Source organism: Streptomyces sp. NPDC007084 (assembly GCF_040703595.1).
Taxonomy (GTDB): domain Bacteria; phylum Actinomycetota; class Actinomycetes; order Streptomycetales; family Streptomycetaceae; genus Streptomyces.
Genome location: NZ_JBEYFY010000013.1, coordinates 84,866 through 97,426, shown reverse-complemented (window position 1 = coordinate 97,426; position 12,561 = coordinate 84,866). Strand labels below are relative to the sequence as shown.

Here is a 12,561-nt window from a genome sequence, read left to right as displayed (position 1 = left end):
CACACCGGCCGCTCTCGCCACACCGGCCGCTTTTCTGACCGGCGGCTGCGGGCCCGACACCGTCACGGTGCCGGGCCCGCAGCCTTACCCAGGGGAACCGGTGACTGAAGGCACGCGGCTACGGCCTGCGGCTGCTCACCCCGGCGCGCGGCGGCCCGCGCCGGGGCCCCCAAGGGGCTGCTGCCCCCGGGGTCGTCGTCCTCAGCCGCGATACGTCGGACGGCTCGGCTCCGTACGGGCCGCCGGCGGGGCGGAGCGAGCCGGCGAGGGGCGCCACACCCTGGCCCCGACGGCGTACAGGCCGAGCCCGAGGACGAGTCCCGCGCCGCCGCCGAAGCACATGGTCGGAATCAGCTCCCACGGCTTCGCCTCCGGCCCCCGGTCCACCCACCAGCTCAATGCCCGCTGCGCCGCCCCCGCCGCCGCGCAGCCGCCGATGACTCCGCAGGCCAGCCACCGGTCGGCGACCGACAACACCGGCACACCCGGCGCCGCCCCGCTCGCCTCCGTCACACCCCGAGCCGGAACGCCCGTCCCCGTCACACCCCGAGCCGGAACGCCCGTCCCCGTCACACCCCGAGCCGGAACGCCCGTCCCCGTCACACCCCGAGCGGGGACGCCCGGCGTCGCGGTACCCGGCGTCGCGGCACCCGGCGTCCGGCGCAGCGCCGTCGTCACGAACGCCCCGATGAGCACGGCCGCGACCGCCGAACTGCCGTACTGGAGGTACCAGTAGAGCGGCGCGCCCCCGAGGTCCCGCCCGAGGACGGGGAAGTGCCGCATGCCCCACCGGTCGTGGTGCGTGAACGCGTCCCACACCACATGGCTCAGCGCGCCGAGCGCGGCCGAGACGTACCACCGCAGGGCCACCGAGGGACTCGGCCGCTCGCGCGGCGCCCCGCAGCGCACCAGCTGGGCCCACCGACCCTGCGCCGCCGCCGGGAGCAGCGCCACCAGCGGCTCCCGCAGGACCAGCCACGCGCCGGCCAGCGCCCACGCGATGAGCACGTCGACGGTGAACACCCCGGCGAGCGCGTGGGTGACGCTGCCGAACTCCATCGCGCCGGGCACCACACTCGCCGCGTAATAGGTCATGTCGGGCGCGAAGGAGCCGGCCACCAGCACGGCGGGAACCAGTCGGCCGCGCCCGGTGCCGTCCCCGCGTACCCCGGGCAGGACCGCCGCCGCGTGACTGAGCGTGAAAGGCAAGTCGTCCCCCTGTGGCGGTCGTTGGCCGGATATGTCCGGCCGCTTGATCACTGACGGCCATTATGGGGGGCGACGGGACATGGCCAAGTGGTGAATATCGGGCGCGAACGGGTCCCCGCGCGACGGAAGTTGTCGTAGGGTCGCCTGGGTCAGCGTGCCGGGGAGCACGGTCGAACGAGGGAAGAACACGCGAGCGGCGGACGCGCCCCGGGACCCGGAGCGCACCGGTCCAGGAGAGACGGCGGGCTCGCCCGGCGTCGGTGGGAGGGGTTCACTCAATGGCGGCGCAATTCGGCAGGAGGCTGCGCACGGGCGCGGCAACCACCGCTGTGGCCGCGGTCGCGGTCGCTGCTCTGTCCGCGTCGCAGGCGCCCGGAGTGATCACCGACGACCGCGGAAGACAGACCACCGGAGCGGACGCCCCCCAGGACACGAGTGCCGCCGCCGACGACGGCACCGCGACCGGCAACTCGCGCTACTACACCGACCTGCCGCCGCTCGACAGCCCCAACCCCTCGCCGAGCGCCGGGAACGAGAAGCCGGCCGTCACCGGCTCCGCCGAGGCGGGCATCCCCGCGAGCGTCCTCGACGCCTACAAGAAGGCCGAGGCGTCCCTGCGCGCCTCCAAGCCCGGCTGCAACCTGCCCTGGCAGCTCCTCGCCGCCATCGGCAAGGTCGAGTCCGGCCAGGCCCGCGGCGGCCGCGTCGACGCGAGCGGCACGACCCTCTCGCCGATCCTCGGCCCCGTCCTGAACGGCAACGGCTTCGCCAGCATCAGCGACACCGACCACGGCGCCTACGACGGGGACAGCACGTACGACCGCGCGGTGGGCCCCATGCAGTTCATCCCCTCCACCTGGGAGTGGGCGGGCCGCGACGGCAACGGCGACGGCAAGAAGGACCCCAACAACATCTACGACGCGGCCCTCGCCGCCGGGCACTACCTGTGCCGCTTCGACCACGACATGTCGGTCCAGGCGCAGATGAACCAGTCGATCCTCAGCTACAACAACTCGACGGAGTACCTCAACACCGTCCTGTCGTGGCTGGAGTTCTACCGCAAGGGCACGCACGAGGTGCCGGACGGCACCGGCACCCTGCCCTCGCACCACAGCGACGAGGCGACCACGCCGAACCCCGGACCCACCCGGCCCGCGTCCCCGCACCCCACGCCCGCGAAGCCGGCCGAGCCCACGCCCCCCGCGAAGCCCGGCACGCCGCGCCCGACGCCCCCGCCCGCCACGCCGCCGACCACCCCGCCCACGACACCCCCGACCACTCCGCCCACCACCACCCCGCCGAGGCCCACCGAGACGGTGGACCACCTCGCGGACGCGGGCGGCGGAAAGCTCACCGCGACGGCGGGGGACACCTTCAAGCAGAAGATCGTCGTGCGCGCCGAGGACAAGTCCGGCAAGGCCGTGGCATCGGTCCGGGTCCGCTTCACCATCGTCGGCGACACGGACGCCACCTTCACCGGCGGCGAAAGCGTCGCCGCGGTCAGGACGAACGCGCTCGGCACGGCCACCGCCCCCGCGCTCGTCGCGGGCGAGAAGACCGGCGACTTCACCGTCCGCGCCACCGTCATCGGCCGCTCCGTCGAAGCCCTCGACCACACGGCGACCGTCACCGCCCGCCGGGCCGACACCCTCGTCCGCACCGACGACACCGCGCTGACCTGCGTACCCGGCGGAGAGTTCGCCGACCAGGTCGAGGTCAAGGCCACCTACAAGGGAGCCGTCGCCGGCAAGGTCGCCGCCACGGCCACCCTCGTGAAGGCCGCCGACGACACGGACGAGAACGACAAGGGCCCCTACTTCAAGGACGCCGACGGCAAGACCGTCCGCACCCTGGACGGCCTCACCACCGACGCCGACGGCCTGCTCAAGCTGCCGAAGCTGTACGCCGACGACACCACCGGCACCTTCCTGCTCCGCGTCACCACCACCGGCGGCGCCACCCTCACCGTCGAACTGACCGTCGCCGCCGCACCCGAGCCGTCCGAGTCGGCCGAACCGACGCCTTCCGCCACCTGACCGCACGGCCCGTCCGCACCTCCAGGGCGCCCCTTCGCCGACCCGGCGCGGGGGCGCCCTGCCGTGTCACGCGCGCGTGCCGTGCGCGTGCCGTGCGCGCCGTCGTGTGCGCGTGGTGCTGTGCGACGTGTTCTCATCTCGCGCCCCCGTTGCTACGGTGCCGGACCTGACGCCGCATCAGCTCCTGATCCTGTAAAGGCACTTGGCTCACGGGAGGCCCGTATGCGTGCCCTCATCGCCGCCGCGACCGGTCTCGCGCTGGCGCTCGCGCTGGTCCTGACCGTCACCGCCATGGGCTCACCGGCCGGCCGGACCTCACCGAAACCGCTGCTCACCACCGTCCCCCAGCACCCCTGACCACGCACCGGGAGGGCCGTCGAGATGCGCCGCAAGGCAAGCCTGATCCTGCTCGCGCTCGCCGTGTTCTGCACGGCACTGTCCCCGCTGCTGCGCTGGTACGCCTTCCCGCGGCTGGCCAAGGTCCCGGCGAACCAGTACCAGGACATGGTCCTGGAGGCGAAGGACGCCACCCTCCTCGACTACGGCACCATGCGGGCGAAGAAGGTCCCCAAGGTCACCGTCGTCCAGACCCTCAGAGGCGATGTCGGCGCCTCCGAGCGGATCGAACGCAGCGCCGGCCGCGACGTCGTCGTCTGGGACTCCCTCTCCTACGTCCAGGGCCCCGACGGGAAGATGGTCTCCAAGCTCCCCGAGCGCTACATCTTCGACGCCCACACCCAGGACCCCGTCCACGCCACCGGCGAGTCCGTCGACGGCGACCGGGTCACCCGCGAGGGCATCGAGTTCAAATGGCCCTTCCGGACCGAGAAACGGGACTACGAGTACTTCGACGCCCAGACCCGCACCTCGGCGCCCATCCACTACCAGGGCACCCGCACCTTCCGCGGCGTCACCGTCTACTACTTCGAGCAGACCATCCCCTGGACGCAGGTCAGGTTCCCCAAGATCATGCCCGTCAAGGGCATCACCCCGGAGTACGTCGCCAAGACCGGTACCACCCGCTGGTACACCACCGTCCGCAAGTTCTGGGTCGAACCGCTCACCGGCGCCCCCGTCTACGGCGAGGAGATCCACAAGGAGGAACTGCGCGGCGGCAGCCTCCTCGGCGGCCGGGACAAGGTGACCGCCTTCTCCGGGCACGTGAAGATGCGCGAGGACTACATCGAGCACACCGTCGACCTGGTCAAGTCCAACCGCACCGTGCTCCTGCTGCTCACCTCGTACCTCCCCTGGGGCTTCCTCGTCCTCGGCGTGGCGCTGCTCGTCCTCTCCCTCTGCCTGGAGGCGCGCGGACGCCGGCCCGGCGACGCGGCGCCGGCCCCGGCAGCCGACGCCGAACCGGTCACCGCCTGAGCCGCGCGTTCGTGAACCGCGTCGGCTCCGCGCTCGCCGGGTCCTCCGGCCACGGATGCTTGGGATACCGGCCGCGCAGCTCGGCCCGTACGCCCTTGTAGCCGTCCTTCCAGAACGAGGCCAGATCGGCCGTCACCGCGGCGGGCCGGCCGGCGGGGGAGAGGAGGTGCACCAGCACGGGGACCCCGGCGATCTCGGGCGACGCCTGCAAGCCGAACATCTCCTGCAACTTCACGGCGAGCACCGGCTGTCCGGGGTCGCCGTAGTCCACCCGGATCCGGGAACCGCTCGGCACGCCGATCCGCTCGGGCGCCAGTTCGTCGAGCCGGGCCGCCTCACCCGTGGACCACGGCAGCAGCCGGTTCAGCGCCTGCCCGGCGTCGATCCGCGCGAGGTCCGCCCGCCGTCGCGCCCGGCTCAGCGCCGGCTCCAGCCACTCCGCCACGCGCGCGTGCAGCGCCTCGTCCGAGACGTCCGGCCACGGCGCGCCGAGCCGCCCGTGCAGGAACGCGAGCCGCTGCCGCAGTACGCCGGCGTCCGCCGACCACCGCAGCAGCCCGAACCCCTCCTCCCGCAGCCCCTCCAGCAACGCTTCCCGTACGAGCCCGGGATCGGCGTTCCGCAACGGCCGCACCGCCAGCTCCACCGCCCCCAGCCGCTCCACCCGCCGGGCGACGACATCGCCGTCGTCCCAGTGGACCTCGTCGGCCTCGGAACGCAGCCCGGCTGGGGCCCGCAGGGCCGTGTCCTGGTCGGTGACGGCGGCGAGCCGCACGCGCGCGTGCCCGCTCCCGACGGGACGGTCGGCGACCGCCACCGCGAGCCAGGGGGCGCCGCGCAGCGGGGAACCCTCCCCGACGTCGGCCCGGGTGCCGTTGACCATCAGGTGCGAGGCGCCCTGCACGCGCGCGAGGCGCTCGGGGAACGCCAGCGCGGCAACGAGCCCGACCACCCGGTCGTCCCCGGGCCCGCCCCTCTGACCGGCCCTGCCACCCCGCCCGCCGTCACGCCGCTCACTGTCACCCCGGTCGGCGTTGCCCCGCCTTTCGCCGCCGGGTGTGGCTCCTGTCAGGGGAAGTGCGGGCTCGGTTCCCGCCGGGGAAGGCGTGGGCTCGCTTCCTGTCCGGGAGGGGACGGGCTCGGTTCCTGGCCGGGGAGGAGCGGGCGTGGCTCCCGTATGGCCGGCCGCGGGCTCGGCTTCCGTTCGTGGGGACGCGGGCCCGGTTCCCGGCCGGGCGGGCGCTGGTTCGGCTCCCGCCCGGGAAGGCGGGCCGCCGACCGCCGGCCCGCGGCCCGCGCCGGAACCCGTGCCGGAACCCGTGCCGGAACCCGTGCCAGGCTGCGCCCCGGAACCCGTGGCAGGCTGTGCCCCGGCACCCGTCCCGGGCTTCGCCCCGGAACCCGTCCCGGGCTTCGCCCCGGAACCCGTCCCGGGCTTCGCCCCGGATTCCGCCTCGGCCACTGCCGAGCGCAGCCGGCGGGACTCCGTACGCCAGCGCGCCGCGTAGGCGTCGCCCCCGTGCCGGGCCGCCCGCCAGACGGCGGCCAGATCGTCGCCGTAGTCGCGCGGCGGCTCCTCGCTCAGCAGCGCGACCACCTCGGCCGCCCGCGCGGCGCCCACCTCCGGTGCCGCGTCCAGCAGGGCGCGGGCGAGCCGGGGGTGCAGGCCCAGCCGGGACATACGGACACCGCGTTCGGTGGCCCGGCCGGCGGCGTCGACCGCGCCGACGGCGGACAGTACGGAACGGGCCGCCGCCATCGCCCCGCCCGGCGGCGGATCCAGCAGCGCCAGCCCGGTCGCCCGCGGATCGCCCCAGCAGGCCGCCTGGAGCGCGAACGCCGTCAGATCGGCCACCTTGATCTCCGGTGCCGGGAAACGCGCCAGCCGGCCGTCCTCGGCCTCCGTCCAGCACCGGTACACCGCGCCCGGCGCCTCACGCCCGGCCCGCCCCGCCCGCTGCCGGCCGGCCGCCTGCGAGGCCCGTACCGTCGCCAGCGCGCTCAGCCCCCGCGCGTGATCCACCCGGGGCTCGCGCGCCAGCCCGGAGTCCACCACCACCCGCACCCCGGGAACCGTCAGCGACGACTCGGCCACCGACGTCGCGAGGACCACCCGGCGCCGCGCCCCCGCCGTGAGCACCGCGTCCTGCACGGCCGCCGGAGCCCGCCCGTGCACCTGAAGGACGTCGACGTCACCGAGGCCGCCGAGCTGTCCGGCGACCCGGGCGATCTCACCGACCCCGGGAAGGAAGCACAGGACGTCACCGGTCCGTTCGGCCAGCGCCCGCCGCACCGTCGACGCCACGTGCGTCAGCAGCGCCGGGTCGACCCGCATCCCGTGCGGCGGCCGTACGGGACGCGCCGGCGGCGCCCACACCACCTCGACCGGATACGAGACCCCCTCCGCCGCCACGACCGGGGCGTCCCCCAGCAGCCGGGCCCAGCCGCCCGCGTCGGTCGTCGCGGACGCGGCCACCAGCCGCAGTTCGGGCCGGAGCGCGGCCCGCACGTCGAGCAGGAACGCGGCCACCGTGTCGGCGTCCAGATGCCGCTCGTGACACTCGTCCAGTACGACGACGTCCACGCCCGCGAGTTCCTGGTCCCGCTGCAACCGCTGGAGCAGCACACCCGTCGTGACGACCTCCACGCGCGTGTGGCGTCCCACCAGCCGCTCCCCGCGCACGGTGAAGCCGACGCTCTCGCCGACCTGTTCGCCCAGCAGCCACGCCATCCGCCGGGCCGCCGCGCGGGCCGCGATCCGGCGCGGCTCGGCGACCACGACCCGGCGCGGTGGGCGCCCGTCGTCCAGCAGCCCGGCCAGCGCGAGCGGCACCAGCGTCGTCTTGCCGGTGCCGGGCGGCGCCACCAGCACGGCCCCGCCGTGCCCTTCCAGGGCGGCGTCGAGACCGGGCAGGGCAGCACGTACGGGCAGCGCGTCCAGGGCGTCGTAACGAATCACGCCCCCAGTCTCGTACGGACGTCAAACCACGAGGGCACGCGCGCGTGGTGCGCGACTTCGCCTCACGCGCGCGTGCCCGCCCGGCCCGGTCCCTGTCTACGCGCGCGTGAAGGTCACCGGGCCACCGGGCTCACCTGGCTCAGTCCCGTTCGCCCGGCTCAGTCCCGTTCGCAGACGAAGATCGCCGTGCCCGGGATGAGGTTGCCGCGCAGCGGGGACCAGCCGCCCCACTCCTGGGTGTTCCAGGCGGGCCACTCCGGCTCGACCAGGTCGACCAGCCGGAAACCGCCGGCCACCACGTCCCGCACCCGGTCGCCGACCGTCCTGTGGTGCTCGACGTAGACCGCGCGGCCCTCCTCGTCCTGCTCCACATAAGGAGTGCGGTCGAAATAGGACGCGGACACCGACAGACCCTCCGGACCGGGCTCGTCCGGGAACGCCCAGCGGATCGGATGGGTCACGGAGAAGACGAAACGGCCGCCCGGGCGCAGCACCCGGTGCACCTCGCGCAGCACCACCACCTGGTCGGCGATGAACGGCAGCGCCCCGTACGCGGAGCACGCGAGGTCGAAGGAGGCGTCCGCGAAGGGCAGCGCGCACGCGTCCGCCTGGACGAGGGGGACCGCGCCGCCGATGCGCAGCGCGTGCTGGAGCTGGCGGTGGGAGAGGTCCAGGGCGACCGGGCGCGCGCCCTGCCCGGCCAGCCAGCGGGAGCACTGCGCCGCACCGGCGCCGATCTCCAGGACGTCCTTGCCCTTGAGGTCCTCCGGCGGGCCGAGGAGTTCGGCCTCCACCTCGTCCAGGCCCTCGGGGCTCCACACGAACCGGTCGTCACCGAGGAACGTGCCGTGTTCGATCTGGTACTCGTCCGCGTTCCGGTCCCACCAGCCCCGGTTGGCGCGCGAACTCTCGGTGAGGTCCGCGGCACGCCGGGTGGCTTCCGGTTCGAACGGTTCGGGCTCTTGGATGATCGGCTCCCTCGTCGTACTCTTCCGTCCAACCCGTCTCGGGCGCGTCACAGCAGAGGTGTTCGACCTCCCGCGTGGCCTCGTGAGACAGGTCGTGTGCCGGGATTGCGGCGATCCGCCCCGGGTGTGCGCCTTCGCGCATTGACCCTGCCCGGCTGCCCCCGTATGCTACAAGTTGCGCTGCGGGCCTGCGCTCCTCAGACGTAGCAGGTAACGCTCGCATCTGTATGTATGTCCCCTCGGTTCTCGAGGCGCCACCGGGTTTTCCCGGTCCGGCGTTTCTTTGGCTGTCCGGCTTCTACAGGGCGAAACGGGCTCCCGGCGTAAGCAGTACCTACGACTCACTGTCCGTACCGGAGCCCTTTCCCACATGACGAGCAGCACCGAGACCACCGCCACCACCCCGCAGGTTGCGGTCAACGACATCGGTAACGAGGAAGCTTTCCTCGCCGCGATCGACGAGACGATCAAGTACTTCAACGACGGCGACATCGTCGACGGCGTCATCGTGAAGGTCGACCGGGACGAGGTCCTGCTCGACATCGGTTACAAGACCGAAGGTGTCATCCCGAGCCGCGAGCTCTCGATCAAGCACGACGTCGACCCGAACGAGGTCGTCAAGGTCGGCGACGAGATCGAGGCCCTTGTTCTCCAGAAGGAGGACAAGGAAGGCCGCCTGATCCTCTCGAAGAAGCGCGCCCAGTACGAGCGTGCCTGGGGCACCATCGAGAAGATCAAGGAAGAGGACGGCATCGTCACCGGTACCGTCATCGAGGTCGTCAAGGGTGGTCTCATCCTCGACATCGGCCTCCGTGGCTTCCTGCCGGCTTCTCTCGTCGAGATGCGCCGTGTCCGCGACCTCCAGCCCTACGTGGGCAAGGAGCTCGAGGCCAAGATCATCGAGCTGGACAAGAACCGCAACAACGTGGTCCTGTCCCGCCGCGCCTGGCTGGAGCAGACCCAGTCCGAGGTTCGCCAGACGTTCCTCACCACCCTCCAGAAGGGTCAGGTCCGCTCCGGCGTCGTCTCCTCGATCGTCAACTTCGGTGCCTTCGTGGACCTGGGTGGCGTCGACGGTCTGGTGCACGTCTCCGAGCTTTCCTGGAAGCACATCGACCACCCCTCCGAGGTTGTCGAGGTCGGCCAGGAAGTCACCGTCGAGGTCCTCGACGTCGACATGGACCGCGAGCGCGTCTCCCTGTCGCTCAAGGCGACGCAGGAAGACCCGTGGCAGCAGTTCGCCCGCACGCACCAGATCGGTCAGGTCGTCCCGGGTAAGGTCACGAAGCTCGTCCCGTTCGGTGCGTTCGTCCGCGTGGACGAGGGCATCGAGGGTCTGGTCCACATCTCCGAGCTGGCCGAGCGCCACGTGGAGATCCCGGAGCAGGTCGTCCAGGTCAACGACGAGATCTTCGTCAAGGTCATCGACATCGACCTCGAGCGCCGTCGCATCAGCCTCTCGCTGAAGCAGGCCAACGAGTCCTTCGGTGCCGACCCGGCCTCGGTGGAGTTCGACCCGACGCTGTACGGCATGGCCGCGTCGTACGACGACCAGGGCAACTACATCTACCCCGAGGGCTTCGACCCCGAGACCAACGACTGGCTCGAGGGCTACGAGACCCAGCGCGAGGCGTGGGAGGGCCAGTACGCCGAGGCGCAGCAGCGCTTCGAGCAGCACCAGGCCCAGGTCATCAAGTCCCGCGAGGCCGACGCTCAGGCCGAGGCCGAGGGTGCCAGCACCTCCACCGCGGCTCCGGCCGCGTCCGGTGGCGGTTCGTACTCCTCGGAGTCGGACGACAACTCCGGCGCCCTGGCGTCGGACGAGGCCCTGGCTGCCCTGCGCGAGAAGCTCGCCGGCGGCCAGAGCTGACAAGCTCCCCGCTAGGCAGTAGCTGAAAGAAGCGGGCCCGCACCGAATCGGTGCGGGCCCGCTTCTTTGCGTGATCCGCCGCCCGGGATGGGCCTGGTGGTCTCCAGGAGGGGGCAGGATGTCGCCGTGATGTTGGTGAGCCGGTACTGCTGGTTGTCGGCCCATGTCCAGCTCGTGGCCGGTGACCGAGTCGACGACGAGGGCCTTCGCCGCATGGATCATGATCTTCTTCTGACCGTTGGTGACATGCCGTCCGCGAAGTGAATGTGTCGCCGGGGCAGCGGTACGGACCAAGTCTGCGTGCGGGGAGGGAAACGTGGCCGATACGCCAGTAGTCGTAAACCTGTAACCGGCCGTTGCCAGGATCCCCGGGTCATTCAAGATCGAGAGGGGAGCCGAAGTCATGGCAGCACAGGAGCGATCGGGCGCGTCGAGCCGGCGCGCGTTCTTGCGCACCGTCGGTCTGACCGGCGGTGCGGGCGCGATGTTCGCCACTATGGGGGCCCTCGGCCTCGCGCCCACCGCGCAGGCCGCCCAGCGTGAACGCCCCTACCGAGCACCGAAGCCGGGCGATTTCACGCTTACCGGGCGGGGTGCCGCGAAGGTCGTGATCGTAGGCGGCGGCATCGCCGGACTCGCCTCCGCGTACGAACTCGGCAAGGCGGGCTACGACTGTACGGTCCTTGAGGCCAGGGAGCGCACGGGCGGCCGCAACTTCACCGTGCGCGGCGGGGACAGGACCACCGATCTCTACGGCATTACCCAGATAGCACGGTTCAGTGACGGCCAGTATATGAACGCCGGACCGGCCCGCATTCCCCAGTGGATGGTCACCCTCGACTACTGCCGCGAACTCGGCGTACCTGTCGAGGTGTTCACGAACACGAACGCGGACGCGTACATGTACAACGAGTCGTCCGGCATGACAAAGCCTGTGCGCCACCGCACCGCCAAGGCCGACGTGTACGGCTACGTCTCCGAACTGCTGGCCAAGGCAACCGACAAGGGTGCCCTCGACAAGGAACTGACCGCTACCGACCAGGACCGGCTCGTCGAGTTCCTCAAGGACTTCGGCGAACTCGGCGACAAACTCGCCTACGAAGGCGGACCGCGCCGCGGCTACACCACCGTCCCCGCCGCCGCCGGAACCCCCGGTGTCATGCTCGGCGACGTTCCTACCGCTTCCGAGGTCTTCGCGAGCGGTGTCGGCCGCTACTTTTCCTTCGAGTTCGAGTACGACCAGGCCATGCTGATGTTCCAGCCGGTGGGAGGCATGGACCAGATTCCGAAGGCACTCACCCGGGCCATCGGCTCCCACCGCATACGTACTGGAGCGGCGGTCACCCGGATCACCGACAAGGGAGACGGCGTCACCGTCGCCTACACCCAGGGGGGGCGTACCAAGTCCCTCGACGCCGACTTCTGTATTGGCGCCCTGCCGCCCAACATCCTCGCCCGGATCCCGCACAACCTCGGCTCCGGCGTCCAGGGCGCTCTGGAGGCCATCACCCCGCAGTCCGCGGGCAAGATCGGCCTCGAATACCGCTCCCGCTGGTGGGAGCTCGACCACCGCATCTACGGTGGCATCACTGAGACCGACCAGGACGTCACCCACATCTGGCACCCCTCTTACGGCTTCAACGGTCGGCGCGGCGTCATGATCGGCTACTACAACTATGGCTCCGACGCCGACTCCTACGCCAAGCTCAGCCCCGGGGACCGCGAAAAGCGCGCGGTGGCCGTGGGCGTGAAGATCTACGGCGAGAAGTACCGCACCGAACTCGACTCGTCCTTCTCTCATCACTGGCGTCAGACCCCGCACCTCGAAGCCGCCTGGCACGACACCCCCGGCGGCCCCGACGACCCGCGCTACACGCCCCTGAACCGGCCCACCGGACGCGTCTACTTCGCCGGCGACTGGCTCAGCTACACGGACGCCTGGCAGCACGGCGCCTTCACCTCAGCCCGCAACGCCGTCACCGCGCTCCACGCGCGCGTGCTGTCGTCGTAACGCTCCTTTGCGCGCGTGCCGCTCTCGGTAACGCTCCACGTGCGCGTGGAGCCCGGGTGTCCCCTGACCGTGTCGACGGTTGAGGCGGGGGAGGCCAAGGACCCGGGAGCTCGCAGGTGTCGCCGGTGGGTCGT

Annotated in this window: 8 protein-coding genes; 5 read left to right on the top strand and 3 right to left on the bottom strand. The window is 72.0% G+C overall.

Going from position 1 to position 12,561, the window contains the following annotated elements; all coding sequences use genetic code 11:
- Positions 1–201: 201 nt before the first annotated feature.
- A complete protein-coding gene (locus AB0912_RS14225) occupies positions 202–1,209 on the bottom strand; it encodes a DUF4184 family protein (protein WP_366699245.1) in 1,008 nt (335 codons plus the stop codon).
- 278 nt (positions 1,210–1,487) lie between these two features.
- Between AB0912_RS14225 and AB0912_RS14220 the strand changes: the two genes are divergently transcribed.
- The 3 genes from AB0912_RS14220 (at position 1,488) to AB0912_RS14210 (ending at position 4,619) form a co-directional block, all read left to right on the top strand.
- Positions 1,488–3,245: a lytic murein transglycosylase gene (locus AB0912_RS14220; RefSeq protein ID WP_366699243.1), complete on the top strand. Its 1,758-nt coding sequence runs from the start codon at positions 1,488–1,490 to the stop codon at positions 3,243–3,245.
- A gap of 222 nt (positions 3,246–3,467) precedes the next feature.
- The gene (locus AB0912_RS14215) at positions 3,468–3,602 is read left to right on the top strand and encodes an SPW_0924 family protein (RefSeq protein ID WP_366699241.1); all 135 of its coding nucleotides are present in this window, start codon (positions 3,468–3,470) and stop codon (positions 3,600–3,602) included.
- Between the two features lie 24 nt (positions 3,603–3,626).
- The gene (locus AB0912_RS14210) at positions 3,627–4,619 is read left to right on the top strand and encodes a DUF3068 domain-containing protein (RefSeq protein ID WP_366699239.1); all 993 of its coding nucleotides are present in this window, start codon (positions 3,627–3,629) and stop codon (positions 4,617–4,619) included.
- Here the strand turns inward: AB0912_RS14210 and AB0912_RS14205 are convergent.
- Positions 4,609–7,578: an ATP-dependent helicase C-terminal domain-containing protein gene (locus tag AB0912_RS14205; RefSeq protein ID WP_366699237.1), complete on the bottom strand. Its 2,970-nt coding sequence runs from the start codon at positions 7,576–7,578 to the stop codon at positions 4,609–4,611. The genes AB0912_RS14210 and AB0912_RS14205 overlap by 11 nt on opposite strands.
- A 158-nt stretch (positions 7,579–7,736) precedes the next feature.
- A complete protein-coding gene (locus tag AB0912_RS14200) occupies positions 7,737–8,597 on the bottom strand; it encodes a class I SAM-dependent methyltransferase (RefSeq protein WP_366699235.1) in 861 nt (286 codons plus the stop codon).
- Positions 8,598–8,916: 319 nt separating this feature from the next.
- Between AB0912_RS14200 and rpsA the strand changes: the two genes are divergently transcribed.
- Together rpsA and AB0912_RS14190 are read left to right on the top strand one after the other, a co-directional pair.
- A complete protein-coding gene (rpsA, locus tag AB0912_RS14195) occupies positions 8,917–10,416 on the top strand; it encodes a 30S ribosomal protein S1 (RefSeq protein WP_366699234.1) in 1,500 nt (499 codons plus the stop codon).
- A gap of 484 nt (positions 10,417–10,900) precedes the next feature.
- On the top strand, positions 10,901–12,427 hold the full coding sequence (locus AB0912_RS14190; protein WP_366699345.1) for an FAD-dependent oxidoreductase: 1,527 nt from the start codon (positions 10,901–10,903) through the stop codon (positions 12,425–12,427).
- Positions 12,428–12,561 lie beyond the last annotated feature (134 nt).